The 21,971-nt window shown below is 40.1% G+C and carries 16 protein-coding genes; 14 read left to right on the forward strand and 2 right to left on the reverse strand.

Translation table 11 applies throughout. From position 1 onward, the window contains the following. Nucleotides 1–27: 27 nt before the first annotated feature. Nucleotides 28–1,185: an NAD-dependent epimerase/dehydratase family protein gene (locus H6G57_RS11835; protein ID WP_190518797.1), complete on the forward strand. Its 1,158-nt coding sequence runs from the start codon at nt 28–30 to the stop codon at nt 1,183–1,185. A gap of 95 nt (nt 1,186–1,280) precedes the next feature. Then, nucleotides 1,281–3,059 carry a hypothetical protein gene (locus H6G57_RS11840; protein WP_190518799.1) on the forward strand — a complete coding sequence of 593 codons (1,779 nt, stop codon included), beginning with the start codon at nt 1,281–1,283 and terminating at the stop codon, nt 3,057–3,059. Between the two features lie 182 nt (nt 3,060–3,241). Here the strand turns inward: H6G57_RS11840 and H6G57_RS11845 are convergent, their stop codons facing one another. Then, nucleotides 3,242–8,233 (reverse strand): type I polyketide synthase, encoded by a 4,992-nt coding sequence (locus tag H6G57_RS11845; protein WP_190518801.1) that lies wholly within the window; start codon nt 8,231–8,233, stop codon nt 3,242–3,244. Between the two features lie 239 nt (nt 8,234–8,472). Here H6G57_RS11845 and H6G57_RS11850 point away from each other — a divergent pair, with 239 nt between their 5' ends. From H6G57_RS11850 to gshA, 3 genes are all read left to right on the forward strand, one after another. Next, nucleotides 8,473–9,453 carry a DMT family transporter gene (locus H6G57_RS11850; RefSeq protein WP_190518802.1) on the forward strand — a complete coding sequence of 327 codons (981 nt, stop codon included), beginning with the start codon at nt 8,473–8,475 and terminating at the stop codon, nt 9,451–9,453. 85 nt (nt 9,454–9,538) lie between these two features. After that, entirely contained in the window at nt 9,539–10,576 is a 1,038-nt protein-coding gene (locus H6G57_RS11855) for a sterol desaturase family protein (RefSeq protein WP_190518804.1), read from the forward strand. 5 nt (nt 10,577–10,581) lie between these two features. After that, on the forward strand, nt 10,582–11,703 hold the full coding sequence (gshA, locus tag H6G57_RS11860) for a glutamate--cysteine ligase (RefSeq protein WP_190518806.1): 1,122 nt from the start codon (nt 10,582–10,584) through the stop codon (nt 11,701–11,703). A 49-nt stretch (nt 11,704–11,752) separates the two neighbouring features. Here gshA and grxC read toward each other — a convergent pair whose 3' ends face one another. Beyond that, nucleotides 11,753–12,010, reverse strand: a complete 258-nt coding sequence (gene grxC, locus H6G57_RS11865) for a glutaredoxin 3 (protein WP_072720698.1) — start codon at nt 12,008–12,010, stop codon at nt 11,753–11,755. A gap of 50 nt (nt 12,011–12,060) precedes the next feature. On the opposite strand from grxC, the gene H6G57_RS11870 reads away from it, so the two are divergent. The 9 genes from H6G57_RS11870 to H6G57_RS11910 all read left to right on the forward strand — a co-directional run bounded on the left by H6G57_RS11870 (nt 12,061) and on the right by H6G57_RS11910 (nt 21,944). Beyond that, a complete protein-coding gene (locus H6G57_RS11870; protein ID WP_190518807.1) occupies nt 12,061–13,560 on the forward strand; it encodes an FAD-linked oxidase C-terminal domain-containing protein in 1,500 nt (499 codons plus the stop codon). Between the two features lie 156 nt (nt 13,561–13,716). After that, complete coding sequence (locus H6G57_RS11875) at nt 13,717–15,462, forward strand: fatty acyl-AMP ligase (RefSeq protein WP_190518809.1); 1,746 nt, start codon at nt 13,717–13,719, stop codon at nt 15,460–15,462. Between the two features lie 60 nt (nt 15,463–15,522). After that, on the forward strand, nt 15,523–16,509 hold the full coding sequence (locus H6G57_RS11880; RefSeq protein WP_190518811.1) for an acyl-CoA desaturase: 987 nt from the start codon (nt 15,523–15,525) through the stop codon (nt 16,507–16,509). A gap of 70 nt (nt 16,510–16,579) precedes the next feature. Beyond that, nucleotides 16,580–17,533, forward strand: a complete 954-nt coding sequence (locus H6G57_RS11885) for an acyl-CoA desaturase (RefSeq protein WP_190518813.1) — start codon at nt 16,580–16,582, stop codon at nt 17,531–17,533. 37 nt (nt 17,534–17,570) lie between these two features. Beyond that, the gene (locus tag H6G57_RS11890; protein WP_190518815.1) at nt 17,571–18,503 is read left to right on the forward strand and encodes an acyl-CoA desaturase; all 933 of its coding nucleotides are present in this window, start codon (nt 17,571–17,573) and stop codon (nt 18,501–18,503) included. 66 nt (nt 18,504–18,569) lie between these two features. Further along, on the forward strand, nt 18,570–19,535 hold the full coding sequence (locus H6G57_RS11895) for an acyl-CoA desaturase (protein ID WP_190518817.1): 966 nt from the start codon (nt 18,570–18,572) through the stop codon (nt 19,533–19,535). Between the two features lie 177 nt (nt 19,536–19,712). After that, a complete protein-coding gene (locus tag H6G57_RS11900) occupies nt 19,713–20,924 on the forward strand; it encodes an RNA-guided endonuclease TnpB family protein (RefSeq protein ID WP_190518818.1) in 1,212 nt (403 codons plus the stop codon). 85 nt (nt 20,925–21,009) lie between these two features. Continuing rightward, nucleotides 21,010–21,354, forward strand: coding sequence for an acyl carrier protein (locus H6G57_RS11905; RefSeq protein ID WP_199314228.1), 345 nt, complete (start codon nt 21,010–21,012; stop codon nt 21,352–21,354). Nucleotides 21,355–21,452: 98 nt separating this feature from the next. Next, nucleotides 21,453–21,944 (forward strand): DUF302 domain-containing protein, encoded by a 492-nt coding sequence (locus H6G57_RS11910; RefSeq protein WP_190518820.1) that lies wholly within the window; start codon nt 21,453–21,455, stop codon nt 21,942–21,944. Nucleotides 21,945–21,971: the final 27 nt, after the last annotated feature.

Consider the following 21,971-nt stretch of genomic DNA (forward strand, 5'->3'; position numbering starts at 1 on the left):
GCACATCAAGATTCAACAAGTGTATTTATGAAAGTCCTGGTTATTGGTGGGGATGGCTACTGTGGTTGGGCCACAGCGTTGTATTTGTCCAATCGTGGCTATGAAGTCGGTATTCTGGATAGTTTAGTTCGACGTCACTGGGATCAACAACTGTGTATTGATACGTTAACCCCTATTGCACCGATTCAGCAACGGATTCAACGTTGGAAAGATTTAACAGGAAAGTCTATTGACCTGTTTATTGGGGATATCAATAACTACGATTTCCTGATCAAGAGTTTACTTAAGTTTGAACCGCAAGCCATTATTCACTTTGGAGAACAACGTTCTGCACCCTTCTCGATGATTGATAGAGAACACGCCGTTCTCACCCAAGCAAATAACGTTATTGGCAACCTCAACCTGTTATATGCCATGCGGGAGCATTTTCCCGATTGTCATTTGGTGAAGTTAGGAACGATGGGAGAATATGGAACCCCCAATATTGATATTGAGGAAGGCTATATTACCATCGAACATAACGGTCGTAAAGATACTTTACCCTATCCTAAACAACCCGGTAGTTTCTATCATCTCAGCAAAGTTCATGACAGCCATAATATCCATTTTGCTTGTAAAATTTGGGGTCTGCGAGCAACGGATTTAAACCAAGGCGTGGTTTATGGGGTGTTAACCGAAGAAACCGGAATGGATGAACTGTTAATTAACCGTCTCGACTATGATGGCGTTTTCGGAACGGCTTTAAACCGTTTCTGTATTCAAGCCGCTATTGGTCATCCTTTAACAGTGTATGGAAAAGGCGGACAAACTAGAGCCTTTTTAGATATTCGGGATACTGTACGCTGTATTGAATTAGCATTAGAAAATCCGGCAGATGTTGGACAATTCCGCGTCTTTAATCAGTTTACCGAATTGCATAGCGTCGGTGACTTAGCCATGATGGTTAAAAAAGCAGGAATTGCTTTAGGATTAAATGTGGAAGTGGAAAATATTCCTAATCCCCGTGTTGAATTAGAAGACCATTATTTCAACGCTAAAAATACAAATCTATTGGATTTAGGTTTACAGCCGCATTTTCTATCTGATTCGTTGTTAGATTCGCTGTTGAATTTTGCCATTAAGTATAAAGAACGGGTTGACAACAGCCAAATTATGCCTAAAGTTTCCTGGCGTAATCCTGGTTAATTGAGGGTTATGTTTACTGTAGAGAAAGGTTAGGTTCTCTACAGTAAGCTTTGGGTTTTGTAAAGTGTTATGATATATAGCCAGGAGGTATAATAATGGATGTTGTCAAAGTCTTAAGCTTAAAAAATCAGCTAATTAATATCGTAGAAAAAATACAATTATCTCTTAGCAGTTCTGAACTTGACTCTTCTAATAGTTTGCAATTTATACAAGAAATTAAATCAGATTTAAAAGCTATAAACACTAAAATCAACGACGAAAAAAGAAATCATTCAGTTTTTGGTGCGCTTGATCAGTTATCGTTCATGGATGCTAATCAAGATACTGCAAAAAAAGAGAAAATTCAATATACTAAACGCCTAGATTTAATGAATCAGATTGCTATTGATAGCGGGTTGTTATTGAATCTTGTTGAGTTACTAGAATATTACTTTGATTCTGAACAATATCCCGTGATTAAAAATGCTCTTCGCTATTTAGTCGATATTATTTTAATTGAATTAAAGAACTGGACAGATGAGAACGATAGTACAGAATTTATAGAAAAATATGATTGGAGTCGGTTAATTGATGCTTTAATGCAGTTTGAACAATCCCTTAATTTAACCTCTGCTAATCCTTTAATTACTCAATCTGAAATTAATATTAATTCAATTTTTGATAATTTACAAACTTACCGCTTGCGTTTAAATGAACAGTATGAGGAATTAATTCAAAGTTCCCTTGAGTTACAGCGTCAGCAAGAAGCAGAATTACAGCGTCAGCAAGAATTAGAATTACAACGCCAGCAAGAATTAGAATTACAACGTCAACAACAGGAAGAATTACAACGCCAGCAAGAATTAGAATTACAACGTCAACAACAGGAAGAATTACAACGTCAACGGGAATTAGAATTAAAGCGTCAACAACAGGAAGAATTAAAACGCCAGCAAGAATTAGAATTACAACGTCAACAACAGGAAGAATTGCAGCGTCAGCAGGAATTAGAATTACAGCGTCAACGGGAAGAAGAATTACAACGTCAACAAGAAGCAGAATTAAAGCGTCAACAGGAAGCGGAATTACAACGTCAACAGGAAGCGGAATTACAACGTCAGCAACAGGAAGAATTACAACGTCAACAAGAAGCAGAATTAAAGCGTCAACGGGAAGAAGAATTACAACGTCAACAAGAAGCAGAATTAAAGCGTCAACGGGAAGAAGAATTACAACGTCAGCAACAGGAAGAATTGCGACATCAACGCGAAGCTGAATTAAAACAGAAAAAGGAAAAAGAAATTCGTCAGTTCATAATTATTGTGGCTGGTGTAATCTTATTAGGAGGAGTTGGACTGTTAATTTTTAATCCTTTTAAGTCTAAGCAAGAAAATCCAAATCTTTTGACCCCAGAAACTCCTCAAAGTCGTTTAGATACGGCTGAAAAGTTAGCAGTAGAAGCATCCAAACTCATTGAAAATCCTCCCCATCCTTTAACGGTTTGGCAACAAGCTCAAACTCAATTGCAAGATGCTATTCAGCTATTAGAAGCAATACCTAAAAATTATTCTGACTCTGAAAAAATAAACCAAAAATTACAAATTTATCAAAAAGATTATAACTCCATTAGCCAAATTTTAAATAAAGAACAAAAGGCAACAAATGATTTAGAATCTGCTAAAAAACTTGCTATGGAAGCATCGGTTATGCTGCAAAATCCTCCAGAATCTTTGAGTGTTTGGCAGGAAGCAGAACAAAAATGGAAACAATCTATTAATTTACTTGAATCTATTCCTAAAGATTCTTTTATTTATCCTGAAAGTCAAGATCGACTAAAAATTTATCGAACAAATCATGAAGCAGTAGCCCAAAGAAAACAGCAGAAAAATCAATAATCAGACCCTATTAACCCTCACAGGGATTCCTTTTTCCGTTCAGAAAACTTTTTTTTGAGCTTCTGTATTTTCATTTTTGAATTTAGGATTATAACCCCATTATTTGTCTGATTCTTTATTAGATTCGCTGTTGAATTTGTATAAAGAACGGGTTGATCAGATCCAAATTATACCCAAAGTGCTCAGGAATTGGGGAAAGGTTGATAGGCTAATAACTCTTGGGATATCAATTGTAAAATCTGCTCTTGATGACTATCCAAAAACAGATGTTGACCATCAACCTGATGTAGCTTAAATGACTTGTTAGTATGAACGCCCCAAGCGGAAAGATGGTCTTGATTCAAAAATTTATCCCCACAACCCACAAAGCTAGTAATAGGACAATCTAGCGGTTTTTCTTCTGTGTAAGAATAGTGATCCTTTTGGAGCACAGATGCTACTTTCAAGGAATTTAGCAACATCAGTAAAAATGGATCATCTTCTCCAACAGATTTAGAGAGTTCTATATTCGTTAAATCTTTCAAGAACTTGAGTAAATCGGCGTGAGAAAGGTTTTCTAAGGAAGGATAGGGGTAAGGAAGTTGGGGAGCGTGTTGAGCCCCGACAAAGAAATGAATCGGTTGCTTATGATGATGACGACGCAAATAACGACACAGTTCAAAATTAATTAATGCTCCTAAACTATGACCATAAAAAGCAAATTCCAGATTAAGATAAGGTAACAAAAATTCTGCCAAATCTGCCACTAAGGGAGTCAGATCCTCAAAAGTCGGTTGACTTCCAGTATATGTTTGAGGAGCAAGCTGGAGGCTATAAACTTCAATATCTGGTGGTAGACTATTTGACCAATCTTTAAACACAGAAATATCTCCTCCCCCATGAGGAAGACAAAAAAGACGCAACTTAGCATTGGGTTTTCCTTGACGATCAATAATCCATTTGGGTGAGGTTTGTGACGGTTCTAAATTAATTAACGGTTTCTCTTTTACTGTCAACGATTGATTAAGATGACAATCAGATGATACCCTCATTAACTCAGATTTTTCCTTGAGTTTTTTCAGGGAATAGAGAGAAGCCATAATAGAATCTGCATCAATTCCAAAGTCAATTAAACAAGCAATTTCATCAACTCCAATAGCTTGTAATTGTTGCACCATTAACTCACAACTTTCGGGCGTACCAATTAAAGCGCTAGTTTGAAAATAACGCTCAAAAGCATAAGCCAATAAATGTTCTCTTTCTTTGGACTCCAAACCCTCCAGATTCGTAATTCCATGTCTCCACAGATTCACAGAACTTTCTAAATAATCAGTAAATGGCTTCCTGACTTTATGACGCACTAAATTCATATCTTCACCAATGAAAGTATGCAGCATCAAAGTCACTTGTCCCGCCTCCGCATCATAACCATTTTTTGCCAATGACTCTCGATAACAAGCAATTTTTTCGGCTAATTCTTCAATGGGTTGGAACAGAAGTGCAGTTAAAACATTAGCCCCCATCGCACCCGTTTCAACAAATCTTTCTTTTCCCCCAGTACAAGTAATCCAAATCGCTATTTCCTGTTGTTTAGGTAGGGGATAAATCCGAGTTTCAGTTTCTTTACCCATACCATTTTGTAACAAAATTGATTCACCTTGCCACAACTTCTGTACAGTTTTAATCCCAGAAAACATCACTTCTGCACTATTAGTAAATTGATTAGGCGCTAAAACAAAATCATTTGGGTTCCAACCCCGCGCAAAAGCAACATCTACACGCCCTTGGGAAAGGTTATCCACCACCGCCCATTCTTCAGCCACTCGGATAGGATTATGTAGAGGTAAAACCACACTACCCGCACGGATACGAATGCGATCTGTTACCATTGCCAGAGCAGAACCCAAAACAGCAGGATTGGGGTAGAGTCCACCAAAAGCATGAAAATGGCGTTCAGGTATCCAAACCGCACTAAAGCCATGTTTATCAGCAAATTGACTACTTTCTATTAATAATCTGTACTTGTCATCTTTGAATTCAGCTTCATTACTCGCAAAATATAATAAGCTAAATTGCATCGCTTTTTTGCCAACGGGGAATGGACTGATTAACTTTCTGTGCGCCTCTTCAACCGTTGAAACTGGGTTTTCTTGCTCGCCAGCTAAGTGCAGCGCTAAAGATTCAATAGTCGGAAAATTCCAAACAATTGTGGCTTCTAAGGAACGTCCGAGCAATTGTTCTAAATCTTTAGCTAATTTTACTGCTCCTATGGATTTGAGTCCATAATCCAGAAAAGATTTTCCTGATTTGCTATTGTCTGTTAATTGAATTTCTCCGGGTAAATTTTGATGCAGCCAATTGACTATCCAATTCTGAATTGATTCGGCTGTAGGAGTCAAAACTAATGAAGCTAAATCGTCAGTAGAATCAGAATTTAGAGTTGTTTTTAAATCGGGGTTTGATGGAGTTTCAATACTATTTTGACAAGCTATTTCTGGGGTTGATACTGGGTTTGATAATGGGGTGGTTTGGTAAAAACTATTGGCATCTTGATCAAACCAGTATCGTTGTTTTTGGAAGGGATAAGTTGGTAGTAATTGCCAATTTCGAGGATAATCCCGATCAAAACCCTGCCAATCTACAGGAACTCCCTGTAAATATAAAGTTGCTAAATTTTGCAGGAGTTGTAGCCAGTCTGACCCATCGGAACTAGCCCCCGTTAACCAAACCCCCACACCTGGATCTAAACACTCTCTACCCATTGCCAAAAGTAGAGATTGGGGGCCTACCTCCACAAAGACTTTATAACCTTGATGATCAAGAGTTTTAATGCTATCAGCAAATCGGACTGGCTGCTGAATCTGATTGCACCAATATTCAGGAGTTGCGATTTCTGCTTGAATGGGCTGTGCCGTAATGGGAGAAATCATCCTAATTTTTGGGGATGAATAAGTTATGGTTGAAGCAATTTGTTTAAAGGCTGTAGCGACGGGTTCCATTAAAGGAGAATGAAAAGCTAGATTGTAATTTAATTTTCGGGTTTTAATCTTATCATTTTTAAAATTTCCGATGACGGCCTCAACTGCCTCAATTTCACCCGATATAATGATATGTTTGGGACTGTTGACGGCGGCGATCGCCACCTTATCGATATAAGGTGCAATAGCAGTTTCCACCTGGGTCACATCCGCCAAAACCTCCACCATTGCTCCCTGCGGCGATAAAGATTGCATTAAATGTCCCCGTTGGGCGACTAGACTGAGGGCATCTTCTAAACTAAACACCCCAGCCACGCAAGCTGCTACATATTCACCCAGGCTATAACCCATAACAGCATCCGGGATGATCCCCCAGGATTTCCACAACTCAGCTAAGGCATATTCCAGGGCGAATAAAGCAGGTTGGGTATAGGCTGTTTCAGTTAAGAAATGAGTGGCTGTGCTCTGATATTCTGGATATAAAATCTCTAGTAGGGGCTGATCTAAATACGGGCGGAGAATTTCTTGGCAGCGATCTAAAATAGCCCGAAAAGTCGGTTGAGTTTCGTAGAGTTGACGACAGGAATTAAGATATTGAGTCCCCTGTCCAGGGAATAAAAATACTATTTTGGGTTGCTGACCCTTGAGCGATCGCTTTTGATCCCTTCCCAAAATATCAGTTTGATGAGCAATAGTCGCTAACTTTTCTACCAATACTGCCCGTGATTCTGCCACAACAGCTAAACGATGGTCAAAATGAGTTCTTCCGGTATTAGCACTGAAACAGAAGTCTGCTAGGGAAAAATTAGCATCACTGTTCTGCAAGTTTTCTCTATAAAGATTTACCAGGTCTAATAGTGCCTTTTCGCTCTTAGCTGATAGGGTCAGAAGATGTAGGGGACGCTCCATCGGCGTGATACTTTTCTGAGGCAATAACGGAGCTTCTTCTAAAATGACATGACAGTTAGTACCCCCAAAACCAAAAGAACTCACTCCCGCAAATCTTGACTCTGTGCTTGAAGTCCAAGACTCTAAAGCAGTTGGGATCGAGAAAGTTGTCCCGGCTAAAGAAATATAAGGATTGACTTGTTTAATATGTAGATTAGGAAAAATCTGTTGATGTTGCAGGGATAGGGTTGCCTTAATTAAACTTGCTATTCCAGCCGCCGCTTCTAAATGACCAATACTACTTTTAACTGAGCCCAGCCAACAAGGTTGATCTGGCTCTCGATTTGGCATTAATATTGTTTTTAAGGCTTTATATTCAATAGCATCTCCTAAAGCCGAAGCAGTCCCGTGGGTTTCCACATAACCAATTTGATTGGGTGAGACTTCAGCATTTTCCAGAGCTTGTTGAAGCAGTCTTTGTTGAGCCAGTCCATTAGGAGATGTAATCCCATGACTCAGACCATTGTGGTTAACAGCCGACCCTCTAATCACAGCTAGAATATTATCTCTATCTTTAAGGGCATCATCAAGGCGTTTGAGAACAACAATCCCGCACCCTTCACCTCTAACAAAACCATTCGCCTCAGCATCAAAAGTTTTACAGCGACCATCAGGAGATAGCATCCCCTTGAGAGAAAGAGCAATTGATTCTTCTGGAGATAAACGCAGGGATACTCCTCCAGTAATAGCCAAATTAGACTCACCAGTCCGTAAACTCTCACAAGCTAAATGTACAGCAACAAGAGAGGAAGAACAAGCGGTATCAATCGCTAAACTAGGCCCTTGCAGATTTAACAAATAAGATAAACGATTAGCGACAAAACAAAGAAATGTGTGGGGCCCATCTTCAGCATCTATGGCGGATATATCTTTATAAAGCAGTCTATTATGATCGCTTTGGCTCATGCCAATGAATACCCCTGTTTTACTACCTGCTAGTGTGTGGGGGACGATGCCAGCATTTTCTAAAGATTCCCAAGCTACCTCTAATACCAGTCTATGATGGGGGTCTATGCGCTGGGCATCACCGACGGGAATCTCGAAAAAGTCAGGATCAAAATGATCGATATTATCTAAGAAGCCACCCCAACGGGACACGGTTTTTCCCGGTGTACCTGCTTTGGGAGTATATAGATCATTAATATCCCATCGCTGTATCGGGATCTCAGTGATGGCATCTCGGCCTTCCTTCAGTAGTCTCCAGAAGGATTCTATATCTTGAGCTTTGGGGAAACGACAACCCATTCCAATTATTGCGATAGCTTCCATAAAAATATTCTTTATTTATTGCTTGAGAATTGTTAGTAATAACCATAGTGACAGCTAGGAGAATAGCTGAATTAGGATTTTACCACTTCTGCGCGATCTTGGAGCAATGCCTCTTAAAATACTTAATCTTCTATTATAATATCAAGCTTAATCAGGTATATTGTAGAATGACTCGAAATAAGTAGTCAGAGCATGACCAAGTATCTACTTGCCGTTAAATCAACATTCCTTAATAAATTATGACTATCACAGTCAATGTTCCAGAAGTACAAACTGAAACAAAACCAACTTTGAACACTTTACTGTTAATTCCCCTAGCAGTATTTATGTTGTCTCTAGCACCAATATTTATCAGAGTCAGCGAACAAGAAATTAGTCCTAATGCTACAGTCTTTAATCGGTTTTTGATTTCCACTGTCATCCTTGGGGTTTGGGAGATCATCACAATTATCAGTAGTAAAGTATCCCAGAAACCCCCTAAACCCCAGGAGTCTTGGACTCTTCAGGATATAGGATTATTTGTACTAGCTGCGGGTTTTGGTGCGGCTAACTTAACGGCTTGGGCTTGGTCTTTAACTCAAACCAATATTGCTAATTCCAATTTATTGCATAATTTCACCCCATTCTTTGCCACTTTAGGCGGTTGGCTGTTTTTAAAACACAGGTTTGACAGCAAATTTATTATGGGTTTGATTTTAGCTTCAGTCGGTGCGTTAACTATTGGTTTTGAAGATTTTAACTTAACGAGCACTCATTTTAGAGGAGATGCGATCGCTTTACTTTCATCTGTATTTTATGCGGGCAATGCTCTGTGTGCAGAAAAACTACGAGCTAAGTTTTCGGCAACAACTATCATATTATGGAGTTGTTTGTTCAGAACTCTTTGGCTGTTACCCATAACTTTGATTTTTGATGATCAAGTTTTTCCTATTTCCGTGAATGGATGGTTAGCCGTAATTTCCCTCGCCCTTTTCTGTCAAGTTCTAGCGACGGTGATTATGTTCCATAACCTGAAAAAGTTTTCATCAGGTTTTGTATCTTTATTCCTGTTGCTTGACCCAATTATTACTGCCATATTAGCCTGGGTAATATTTGCGGAAAAACTCACTATCCTTAACTGGGTAGCGTTTTTCGCCGTGTTGGCTGGGATATATTTAGCTAAATCTGCTCAAGGTTCTCAGAAAGCAGCCATTCAAGAAATTACTGTTGACTCAGACTAAATATTTTTGTCTCGGCTCCAATGCTAAATCAGTAATAAAAATTAGCAAATTTCAGCACCCCGTACTCTCTGTTTCTAAACATTCCATGACACCAGAATTAACAACTTGGGTAGCAGACCTAGAAAGATTACTAGGTCAAATTCTTGAATATTTCCGCAGTCAAATCTTCAATCACCTTAATGGTAGCCGTCGCCTTTATTGGCTATATTTATTAACTTCTTTGTTATTAGCTGGACTGGTTTATTGGCGATCGCAACCTAAGTCTGATCTTAACTTTAAAGGGTTTCTTAATTTTTGCTTCCCCAAAGAAATCTACTTTCATCCTTCAGCCCTGCTAGATTATCAAATCTTTATCATCAATAATATTCTTGCTCCTGGTAATTTGCGTTTAGCGTGGTTTGAAACATCATTAGTAGCATCTCTAATCAATAATTGGCTGCAAGCAACCTTTGGTCATTTTGGCGGATTCACAACCGAAAACTGGGGATCGCTCGTGATTTTCACCCTCTTATTTGTTGTAGTTTTTGACTTTGCATCTTACCTTAACCATGCTTGGCATCACCAATATCCTATCCTGTGGCAATTTCACAGTCTACATCATTCCAGCGAAGTCTTGACCCCCATTAGTTTATATCGTTCTCACCCCTTATATGAACTTAATAAAAAGCTGATTACTACAGCCATCAGCGCTCCTTTACAAGGAATACTGATTTATCTATTTTTTGGTAAAATCCATGTTATAACTCTATTTGGTCTGAATTTTTTGGTCGCTCTATATTATATCGCAGGTGGTAATCTTGCCCATTCTCACATCTGGCTTTCTTATGGAAAGATAGGGAACCATATTTTTATTAGTCCAGTTCTACACCAAATTCATCACAGCATGGCACCCCAACACATTAACAAGAACTACGGGGAGTTTTTGGGAATTTGGGACTGGATGTTTGGGACTTTATATCTACCCGAAAAAGAGGAAAAATTAGAATTTGGTATTGGCAAAAACCAAACTCAGCCTTATTCAACTTTAACCCAGGCTTATTTAGATCCGGTAGTCAATGCCATTAATTTACTAATTGCCAAAATTCCTGGAAAAAGTGGAATTAAAACCATTAACTTGGATTAAATATTATGCTATTAACGAAAGGCTTTGAATTAGAAATATTTCTGGGTACTCCCCAAGGTGATCCGATTCCTTTGGCTGAAAAAATTATCGGCAAAGTGGATAGGTTTATGCAAGAAACAGACGAGCGCCATATAGAATATACAACTGAACCTCTTGCCAGCTATAGCCAACTTTTAAGTCAATTAATATTACCGCGAATTCAACTCAGAAAATATCTCAAAACCTTGGGAGAATATACCCTAATTCCTGGAAGTACATTATCATTAGGAGGAAGCGATCGCTTTTATCGTTCAGGAGATACAAATCCTTATTTAGAATACATTGAGCGCCACCATGGAACTAATGTCGTTACTGCTAGTGTTCATATCAACATTGGTTTTAGTGATCCAGAACTGCTGATCCGAGCTTGTCGGCTGATTAAAATGGAATCACCCTTATATTTAGCCTTAAGTGCTTCCTCTCCATTTCTTGATAATCAAATTACAGGTTATCATTCTACACGCTGGCATATTTTACCCCATTCTCAATATCATATTCCCCTATTTGAAAATCACGCCGAATATATTGAATGGGTAGAAGGACATTTAGCCACAGGGACAATGTTTAATGTTCGTCATCATTGGGATAATGTTCGACCCAATGGCGATGGCCGACCTTATGATCTGAATCGGCTAGAACTCAGAATTTGTGATTTAGTGACAGATTCTCATTCTCTTCTGGCTATTACTGCTTTGTTAGAAGCGCGGCTTTGGCAATTGATTAATGATCCCAGAATTGACCCTTTAGAAATGAGTCAATTACCAGCAACAACCCGGAAACAAGACTTAATTGATTTAACAAAAGCGAATGAAGCAGCCGTCAAAGTATCCAGTTTAGAAGCTGAGTTAAGACATTGGCAAGACGGTAGAAAAATTCTAGCTCGACATTGGATTAATGAAATTTATAATGATGTTCTGCCCTTCGTAAAACAGCAAGGCTTTGATCATTTTCTCTCACCTATACAAACAATTTTACAGGAAGGAAATACTGCACAAAAGTGGTTAAAAATGTATGATCAAGGTGCGGATATTCGCTCAATTATTACCCAAGATATTCAAGAAATGGCCAAGCAAGAACTTGACCATTAAGGCAGGTATTTTACATCCCACGCTTGAAAGACGTGGGCTTTGAATACTGTTATTGTAAAAGTTCGTCCAGTTTTCCCTGCTTATCTAATGCGGAAATATCGTCAAAACCACCAATATGTTGATCATTGATGAAAATTTGAGGAACACTCCGTCTGCCATTAGCTCGTTCTGCCATCTTAGCTCTAGCGTCTTCATCCCCATCAATAGAGTATTCAGTAAATTCAACCCCTTTCTTCTTAAGTAAGGCTTTGGCTCTAGGGCAAAAAGGGCAATAAGTCCAAGTGTAAATTTCTACTTTAGCAGTCATGGTATGTTTAATCGAGGGATATCGTTTTTTATTTTAGCGTGATCAACAAAATGATTAATCAGAATATCGCCTCTCCTCTACAAGTACAGAAGAGCCATGGCGCGTCTCTATGGCAAAAAATTGCCCCAAAATTTGAGGCGGTTGTAGGTAAAAAAGGAGTTGTCCAACGTCAGGAAGAATTGCTCACCTATGAATGTGATAGTTTAACAAGCTATCGTCAACGTCCCGCATTAGTCGTACTACCCCGCACCACTGAACAAGTAGCAGAGGTAGTCAAAATCTGTTATGAAAACCAAATTCCTTGGGTGACGCGGGGTGCAGGAACAGGTTTATCTGGAGGTGCACTACCTGTTGAAAATTGTGTTTTAATTGTCACCACCTTAATGAACCAAATCTTAAAAGTTGACCTAGAAAATCAGCGAATTATTGTGCAAGCTGGTGTAATTAATAATTGGGTGACTCAAGCCATTAGTGGTAAAGGTTTTTATTATGCACCAGATCCGTCCAGTCAAACGGTTTGTACAATTGGAGGTAACATTGCGGAGAATGCTGGGGGTATTCATTGCTTGAAATATGGAGTAACAACGAATCATGTTTTGGGATTAAAATTGGTAATTCCTGACGGTTCTGTAGTTGATGTTGGGGGAATCATTTCAGAAATGCCCGGTTATGATCTCACGGGTTTATTTATCGGTTCAGAAGGCACTCTAGGTATTGCCACAGAAATTACTTTACGCATTATTAAAACACCTGAAGCCATTGGCACTGTTCTAGCAGACTTTACCACTATTGAAGCCGCAGGTGATACGGTTACTCATATTATTAGTGCTGGAATTATTCCGGCGGCAATGGAATTAATGGATGGGACTACCATTAAAGCGATTGAAGATGTTATTAATACGGGCTGTTATCCTAGAGATGCTGCGGCAGTTTTGTTGATAGAGGTTGATGGTTTAGCAGTAGAAGTTGAAAGTAGTAAACAGCAGGTTGCTAAAATTTGCCAACAAAACGGAGCCAGAAATGTAATCATTGCTAGTGACGAACAAAGGCGAATCAAACTTTGGCAAGGACGTAAAACAGCCTTAATTGCATTAGGTTATCAAAGTCATTATTTTCTTCAAGATGGAGTGATCCCTCGGACTCAATTAGTCGCTGTTCTTAAGGAAATTTCAGCTTTAGGAAATCAATATGGGTATTGTATTGCTAATGCCCTTCATGCGGGTGATGGGAACTTACATCCAGTCATTCTTTATGATCATGCCATTCCTGGTGCTTTTAAACAGGTAGAAGAATTAAGTGGCGAAATTCTAAAACTTTGTGTGAGAGTGGGTGGAAGTATTTCTGGAGAACATGGTATTGGTGCTGATAAAAAATGTTTGATGCCGGAAATGTTTAATCATATTGATTTAGATACCATGCAATGGCCGCGCCTAGCTTTTAATCCTCAAGGTTTGGCAAATCCAGGTAAGATGTTTCCCACACCTCCGACTTGTGGTGAAGCTGCACAGGCTCAAAAAATGGGGCGGTTTTCAGATTTAGAAGTATTTTAGTGATCTGGGTTTTGGGGAGTAGGGGGCGAGGCGTTTGTCTATGAAGCAGGAGTACCCACTGCCATTAGTGAAACGTTGACAGTGGTACTTCACTTAGGCATTGTAACAATGGTAGTATGTCGTAGATGTGCTGTATATAGCTTTTGAGTATTAATAATGGGGAAAATAGAAAAAAGGGATTTAACTTTAGTAGAAATACTACGGGATCAGGCCGTTGCTCAACCTCACCAAATAGCATTTAAGTTTCTTCCAAATGGAGAACAAGAATCAGATCAATTAACCTATCAAGAATTGGATCAAAAAGCCAGAGCAATTGCCTATCAACTGGGTCAGAAAATTAATCGGGGCGAAAGAGTATTATTATTATATCCACCCGGTTTAGAATTTATTAGTGCTTTTTTTGGATGTTTATATGCTGATGCGATCGCAGTTCCTGTTAATCCCCCTCGACCCAACAGACCAGCAACTCGGCTTTTAACAATCAAATCAGATTCACAAGCAACATTAGCACTAACTACAACATCTTTATTCAGCAAACTCAAATCACAACTAACTCATTATCCCGAATTAGCAACTTTACCTTTAATGGTTAGTGATGAAATCAGTATTGATCTAGCTTCAAATTGGGAGAAATCAACAACAACAATAGATTCTTTAGCTTTTCTCCAATACACATCTGGATCGACAGGAACACCAAAAGGAGTAATGGTAACTCATGGTAATTTACTCCACAATTCGCAGTATATCAAACAAGCCTTTCAACTGACACAAGACAGTATATCGGTTAGCTGGCTACCCAGTTTTCATGATATGGGTCTAATTGATGGAATTATTCAGCCTTTGTACACCGGATTTATGGGGGTATTGATGAAACCTGAAAGTTTTATCCAACACCCTTGGCGATGGCTACAGGCAATTACAAACTACAAAGCAACCCACTGCGGCGGGCCTAATTTTGCCTACGATCTTTGCGTTCAAAAGATTACCAATGAACAACTTGAAACCCTCGACCTCAGTAGCTGGGAAAGTGCTTACAGTGGTTCTGAACCCGTGCGGAGAGACACTTTAGAGCGTTTTATTGCTAAATTTGCCCCTTGTGGTTTCACGGCTAAGAGTTTTTATCCCTGCTATGGGATGGCTGAATCTACCTTAATGATTTCAGGGGGACTTGTTCAAGAAGAACCCATTTACTGCACAGTTGCAGCAGAGGCATTAGAGCAAAATGGGGTGACAGAAGCATCTAAAGACGTTGAAAATGTTAGACATCTCGTTGGATGTGGACGAGCTTGGCTAGATACCCAAATTGTCATCGTTGAACCCGAATCTTTTCAGCAATGTGATTCAGGTCAAGTCGGGGAAATCTGGGTATCGGGTGAAAGTGTTGCTCAAGGCTATTGGAACCAACCGGAACTTTCAGAACAAGCTTTTGGAGCTTATCTAACAGATCCGCATCAGGGGCCGTTTCTCCGCACTGGGGATCTAGGATTTTTGCGAGAGGGTGAGCTATTCATCACGGGACGGATGAAAGATATGATTATTATTAGAGGTCGCAATTATTACCCCCAAGATATTGAAATCACAGTAGAAACTAGCCATCCAGCGTTGCGAGGCAATTGTTGTGCAGCTTTTGCAATAGAAAAAGACAATACAGAGCAGTTAGTCATAGTAGCTGAAGTCGAACGGACACATTTACGACATCTGAATGTTAAAGAGGTCGTCGCAGAAATCGGCGAAGCCATCATGCAGCAACATGAAATCCAGGCTTATGGCACGGTACTGATTAAAACGGGGAGTATTCCTAAAACTTCCAGTGGCAAAATTCAACGGCGTATTTGCAAAGAAAAGTTTCTATGCGAAACTCTCAATATTGTCGGGGGAAAGATTGGCAAATCGGAGTTATAAAGTCCTTTAGTTTTAAATTTTCCCCTGCTATTTAAACCTAGGTAAATTGAGGAAACATCAATGTCTATACCAGTGGATAGCCCAACACCCAATATAAGCCCCAAGATCACCCTAGAAAATGATTATCTTAAATCCCTGCAACAGCGTTACGCCTTTGCTACTATCTTGATTCCTTTTTTGGGGTTATTAATAGCCATTTATACAACTTTTAAATTCGGGATTAGTTCAGTAGACATTGGACTATTTCTGATCATGTATACCTTGACAATGCTGGGAATAACAGTGGGTTTTCACCGACATTTTGCTCACGGTGCTTTTAAGACCAATACAGTCATGAGAGTCCTGTTGGCAATATTAGGATGTATGTCCGCTCAAGGGCCAGTGATTCAATGGGCAAGTATTCACCGTCGGCATCACAAGTATAGCGATCGCCCAGGCGATCCCCACTCCCCCTTAATATACAAAGGAGAAAAATGGGCAACTCTGCGGGGATTGTGGCATGGTCAAGTTGCTTGGATGTTGAACAGTGACGTTACCAATACGGTTGTTTTTGCTAAAGACTTGCTCAGAGATCCAATAATTACCAAAGTCAATCGTTTCTATCTGACTTGGGTTATCCTGGGTTTAGCCATTCCGGCAATTGTAGACGGACTTCTCACGGGAACTTGGATAGGTATTTTACAAGGATTTCTCTGGGGGGGATTGGTGCGAATCTTTTGTGTTAATCATGCCTTTTGGACGATTAACTCCATTGCTCACTGTTATGGACAACGCCCCTTTGATACCGAAGAGCAAAGCCGCAACACATTCTGGCTATCTCTAGCCAACTTTGGAGAAGCTTGGCATAACAATCATCATGCCTTTCCCCACTCAGCCTTGTTAGGTCTGAAATGGTGGCAAATTGATATTGGTGGTGGGGTGATTCTGGCTCTCCAAAAAGTAGGTTTAGCTTGGGATCTCAAAACCCCCACAGCAGGGATGATTGCAGAGAAGTTGAAGGTTAACAAACAGTCAGAAAATTTAACAATAGATGCCAGCAATTTCTAGTAAACTAGACTGAATCTGGATTTTTTGCAGTGCCAACTTTTTCTATTGCGTCATCATGAGGAGTTAGAGAATGACAACACATTGCGATAGTGCCATACCCAATCAGAAGACAAAGGTTATTAGCAATGACTACATTAAAGGACTGCAATATAAACATTTTTGGTGGTACAATTTCATTCCCTTTTTAGGAACAATTGTGGCCATCATTTCGCTGTGGTGGCTACCCATTGGGCCAATCGAGATCGGAATGCTGATTGTGATGTGGGCTTTGACCATGACCGGGGTGAGTGTCGGTTTTCATCGCTACTATACCCATCGTGCTTTTAAAACTAACCAGAGCATTCGGGTGATATTCGCCATACTGGGTTCTGTAGCTGCCCAAGGGCCCTTAATTTCCTGGGTAGCTGTTCATCGTCGCCATCATGAGTGCAGTGATCTACCCGGTGATCCCCATTCCCCTAATCTTCACGGTCAGGGATTTCTCGGAACTCTCAAGGGATTATGGCATTCCCATGTGGGCTGGCTGATTGATCATGATTATCCTAATCCGGCCTATTATGCCCCCGAACTCCTGCGAGATCAAAGCATATCCAAAATTAGCCGATTGTATGTAGTTTGGGTGCTTCTGGGTCTAGCGATTCCTACTGTGATCGGCGGACTACTTCATTGGTCCCTAATAGGAGCATTGCAAGGCTTTCTTTGGGGGGGTGTTGTGCGCCTGTTTATTGTAGATAACATCATATTGAGCGTTAATTCTGTATCTCATCTTTACGGGACTCGTGGTTTTAAGACAGGCGATCAAAGCAAGAATAACCCTTGGGTGGCCATCCCAACGTTTGGCGAGTCTTGGCAAAACAATCACCATGCGTTTGAAAGCTCTGCTGCTATCGGTATGAAAGGGTGGCAAATTGATATTGGTTATGCAGTAATTTGGATCTTGGAAAAATTAGGCTGGGCTTGGGATGTAAATCTGCCCACCGCCAAGATGATAGAGGCGAAAACAATTACCCTAGCTCAGGATTAAAGTCCCGACTACAAAACTTATGTAGGTTGAGCCAACAATGCAAGCAATCACAATTAAAAGCGATCGCCTGAAAAGACAACAAGAAATTCACGGCATCAGCAATCTCATCATTCCCTTAAGCGGATCTGTAGCAGCAGTAGTCCTGGCTTTTCAGATCGGTGTTAGTGCCGTAGATATCTGGCTATTGCTGATTATGTATTTTTTAACAGCAATTGGCGTAACAGTAGGGCTGCATAGACACTTTGCCCACTGCGCCTTCGGGGCTAATCAGACGGTGAGAATTATCCTGGCTGTCCTGGGTTCTATGGCCGCAGAAGGCCCCCTCAATTATTGGGTAGCCACCCATCGCCGTCACCACAAATACAGCGATACCCCTGGAGATCCCCATTCTCCCTTTGTTAAAGAAGATCAAAAATTGGGCTTTTTAGAAGGGTTATGGCATTCTCATGTTGGTTGGACATTCAATCATGAACTCACGAACACCTTTGTCTTTGCTAAAGACATGGTGCGAGATCCCATGCTGAACAGAATTAGCCAACTTTATTATTTGTGGCTATTTTTGGGGGTAGCGATTCCGGGTGTTATTGGTGGAGTAATCACCGGAACTTGGATGGGGGCCTTGACCGGAACATTATGGGGCGGCTTTCTCCGTATCTTCCTTCAACACCATTTAGGTTTCTGGACGGTTGGCTCTTTGGCCCATCTCTTAGGAAATCGTCCCTTTGAGACTGACGACTATAGCCGCAATAACCTCTGGGTGGCTTTGTTCACCTGTGGAGAATGGCACAACAACCACCATGCTTTTCCTTATGCGGCTATTCATAGTTTCCAATGGTGGCAAATCGATGTCGGTGGCTTCGTGATTCGACTACTCGAAAAGCTAGGTTGGGTTTGGGACTTGAAAATGCCCACAGCCGAAGCGATCGCCGCTAAAAAAAGAAAGGTTAGTGGTAATGAAGCCTGCAACTAGCCTTCAAGTTAGGCATTAAACCCAGAAAAGCAATGATTAACCGCAATCATAAACCTAGCTGATCCAATGATTACAGAACCTCTTGTTAATCCAGACAAAAGACAAAAAACCGTCACAGCCCCTCATCTGACAGTTCCTCAAACCATACACTTCATCTTGTTTGAAGTTGTACCTTTTTTGGGATTCATCACCGCCATTGTTTTACTATTGTTCGGAATTCCTATGACTTGGGTGGACTTAGGGCTGTTTATCAGTTTGTGGTTCTTAACTCAAATTGGCTTTACTGTGGGTTGGCATCGCCTTTTTAGCCATAATGCGTTTAAAGCCAATGTCGTTGTTAGAGTGACCTTAGCAATTCTGGGATCTATGGCAGCCCCTGGCCCCTTGCTGTTGGCAGTAGCCGCCCATCGTCGTCACCATGAATATGCCGATCAACTCGGAGATCCTCATTCTCCCCATCTTTTTGGAGAAGGAGTTACGGATCAGATCAAAGGCTTTTGGCACGCTCATGATGGCTGGTTAGCGACCAACAGAGAACACCCCAATACCATCCACTATGTTCCAGACTTACTGCGGGACAAAGCCCTAACAACAGTGAGCCGATATTATTGGCTGTGGGTGATTTTAGGACTGGTCATTCCTGCTATCCTAGGCGGAGTTTTGACAAACTCATGGCTGGGAGCTTTTCAAGGCTTTCTTTGGGGAGGACTGGTGCGGATGTTCTTTGTCAATAACCTCATCAATGGCGTCAACTCTTTTTGTCATGTCCTTGGCGGTCGCTCCTTTAATACCCCTGATCACAGCCGGAACAATCTCTGGCTGGCTCTTCCTTCCTTGGGTGAAGGATGGCACAATAGTCACCATGCTTTTCCGCAATCAGCCATTTTTGGTTTCGACTGGTGGCAAGTTGATATCGGGGGCTGGGTTGTCCTCATTTTGGAAAAGCTGGGTTTAATTTGGGATGTCAAAATTCCTAAAGCCGATACTATCAAAGCTAAAAAAGCTTTTTTAGCCGCAAAAAAGGCAACATAGCAGGATACTAGAATCTATCTCCTGTACTGTCTTAATCCTGAACCTAATTTTCTTGTTTTAGCTTCTTCCGCAACGAGTGCCCCACGACTGACCCGATAGGGAAGCGTGGGATGAATTGCGGTCAGGGACTAGAATGTTCAATAATTGGTTATAATTAGAAAAAGGGGGTGATTTAAAGTGCTGAAGGCAACAAAAGTTAGGTTATATCCAACATCAGAACAGGAATTGGTATTAGCTAAATCGTTTGGTTGTGCAAGATGGTATTGGAATTTTGCCTTAAACACCTGTATTCAGCACTATCAAGAAACTGGTAAAAGTTTAAAACTGGCATCCTACAAAGGGATGTTACCTCAACTCAAAAAAGAATATCCTTGGCTCAAAGAAGATTGCTATTCATCGGTTCTCCAATGTGTAGCCATAAACTTAGATAGAGCCTACAAAAACTTTTTTGAGGGACGAGCTAAATTTCCCAATTTCAAATCTAAACATCACAAACAATCTATCCAATATCCCCAAAGTGTTACTGTTAACGGTGAATATCTAAAAGTCCCTAAGATTGGTGAAATCAAAGCAGTATTCCACCGAGAAGTTACGGGAAAGATTAAAACGGTAACAATCTCCAAAACTTCGACTGATAAATATTTTGCTTCAATTTTATGTGAAGTGGAAGGAACTGAAGTTAAACAGTCGGGAGATCGGATTATTGGGATTGATCTGGGGTTAAAAGATTTCGCAATTACTCATAATGGAGAGAATGCAACTAAATATGCTAACCCTAAACATTTATGTCGTCATCAGAAAAATTTAGCCCGAAAACAGAAAAAACTCTCCCGAAAAACCAAAGGCAGTAAATCGAGAGAGAAGTTTAGAAAAACTGTAGCTAAGGTTCATGAGAAGATAGCTAATTCCCGCCAAGATTTCTTGCATAAATTATCAAGAAAATTGGTAAACGAAAGCCAAGTGATTGTCGTTGAAAACCTCAACGTCAAGGGGATGGTTAAGAACCGAAAGTTATCTCAGTCAATATCTGATGTGGGATGGGGAAAATTTGTCAACTTTATTGATTACAAGTTGAAGCAAAAAAATGACGAACTTGTAGAAATTGATCGCTTCTTCCCCAGTTCCAAAACCTGCTCCTGTTGTGGTCATATCCTAGATGAGTTACCTCTGGATATCAGAGAATGGGATTGCCTCAATTGCCATACTCACCATGACCGTGATGAAAACGCTGCATTAAATATCAGGAATGAAGGCATCAGAATATTAACTGAAGGCGGAGGGAACCCCGTCTTTGCCGATGGAGGCTGTGTAAGTCCACCTGCTTGTAAAAGTAAGAGGCATCGGTCTGTGAATTCGGAAGCCTACACCGACCCGATTAGGGCGGTGTAGGTAGTTCACAAATTTAATGTTCACTCATAAAAACCTAGAAAAAAACCTAGAAATTTAGGTTTATAATTTAGGGAATGGATTTTTAATGACCCAATCCATTGTTCCCATTTTTGGTGAGCAAAATTTTTATCCCAGACCCATTCAGGAGAAAATTAGCATGGCAATTCAAAATCAAGAAATCGCTGTTGAAACCCACAAGAACCAATCCGCTATTCAAGGCTGGTTGGTTTCTTATATAGCCCAACTTCTGGAAATTGATCCCAAAGAAGTTGATGTTAAAGCTTCTTTTGACCGCTATGGCTTGGATTCCTCAGCGACTATTGGATTAACTAGCGATTTAGAGAACTGGTTGGGAGGTTCTATTGATCCAACGATAACCTATGATTATCCCTCAATTGAGTCTTTATCAAAACATCTAGCTGGATCATAAGCTAATTTATTTCTGAAAAAATATTAAACCCCTTGCTATTGGCTAGGGGTTTAAAAATTAGAGATTTAAAATATTTGTAAAATTATAAATTAACAGATATGGAAACTATTAATTTCACCGTAAACCACATAAAAGTGTCTTCAGAAAAATCCTTTGCCCAAGTGACAACGGCTATAGAGTCAATGGTTGGTAAAGCTAATAATCTGATTTTTCAAAAGCTGATCGATGCAAATGCCTCTTTTACAGAAGTAGAAAATGCAGTTAAATCAATGGTGGGTAAAAATGATTTAATGATTTTTACACACCTTGAATCTGGTAAAGTGCTTTCCTTATGTGGCAAATTTAAACAAGCTAAACTTTATATAATGGGTAATCCCCTGATTGCGAATCAAATGTTTGAAGAAGACCCGGCAGTCGGTCTTTACGTTCCCCTGCGATTGTTTGTGTATGATGAATATAATGGCAAAACTTATATTACCTATGATCAACCTTCATCTCTATTAGGTAGATTTGAGAATCCGAAAATTTTGAGAGTTGCAGAAATGCTCGATCAAAAGCTCCAAGAATTAGTTACAATGGCTGTCCAATAGTATAGCAAAAATTAGAATTAACCCGGA

The organism is Planktothrix sp. FACHB-1365 (assembly GCF_014697575.1).
Lineage (GTDB): Bacteria > Cyanobacteriota > Cyanobacteriia > Cyanobacteriales > Microcoleaceae > Planktothrix.

Coding starts and splice junctions, on each gene's coding strand:
- H6G57_RS11835 (WP_190518797.1), top strand. CDS start 28: ATGAAAGTCCTGGTTATTGGTGGGGATGGCTACTGTGGTTGGGCCACA.
- H6G57_RS11840 (WP_190518799.1), top strand. CDS start 1,281: ATGGATGTTGTCAAAGTCTTAAGCTTAAAAAATCAGCTAATTAATATC.
- H6G57_RS11845 (WP_190518801.1), bottom strand. CDS start 8,233: ATGGAAGCTATCGCAATAATTGGAATGGGTTGTCGTTTCCCCAAAGCT.
- H6G57_RS11850 (WP_190518802.1), top strand. CDS start 8,473: ATGACTATCACAGTCAATGTTCCAGAAGTACAAACTGAAACAAAACCA.
- H6G57_RS11855 (WP_190518804.1), top strand. CDS start 9,539: ATGACACCAGAATTAACAACTTGGGTAGCAGACCTAGAAAGATTACTA.
- gshA (WP_190518806.1), top strand. CDS start 10,582: ATGCTATTAACGAAAGGCTTTGAATTAGAAATATTTCTGGGTACTCCC.
- grxC (WP_072720698.1), bottom strand. CDS start 12,010: ATGACTGCTAAAGTAGAAATTTACACTTGGACTTATTGCCCTTTTTGC.
- H6G57_RS11870 (WP_190518807.1), top strand. CDS start 12,061: ATGATTAATCAGAATATCGCCTCTCCTCTACAAGTACAGAAGAGCCAT.
- H6G57_RS11875 (WP_190518809.1), top strand. CDS start 13,717: ATGGGGAAAATAGAAAAAAGGGATTTAACTTTAGTAGAAATACTACGG.
- H6G57_RS11880 (WP_190518811.1), top strand. CDS start 15,523: ATGTCTATACCAGTGGATAGCCCAACACCCAATATAAGCCCCAAGATC.
- H6G57_RS11885 (WP_190518813.1), top strand. CDS start 16,580: ATGACAACACATTGCGATAGTGCCATACCCAATCAGAAGACAAAGGTT.
- H6G57_RS11890 (WP_190518815.1), top strand. CDS start 17,571: ATGCAAGCAATCACAATTAAAAGCGATCGCCTGAAAAGACAACAAGAA.
- H6G57_RS11895 (WP_190518817.1), top strand. CDS start 18,570: ATGATTACAGAACCTCTTGTTAATCCAGACAAAAGACAAAAAACCGTC.
- H6G57_RS11905 (WP_199314228.1), top strand. CDS start 21,010: ATGACCCAATCCATTGTTCCCATTTTTGGTGAGCAAAATTTTTATCCC.
- H6G57_RS11910 (WP_190518820.1), top strand. CDS start 21,453: ATGGAAACTATTAATTTCACCGTAAACCACATAAAAGTGTCTTCAGAA.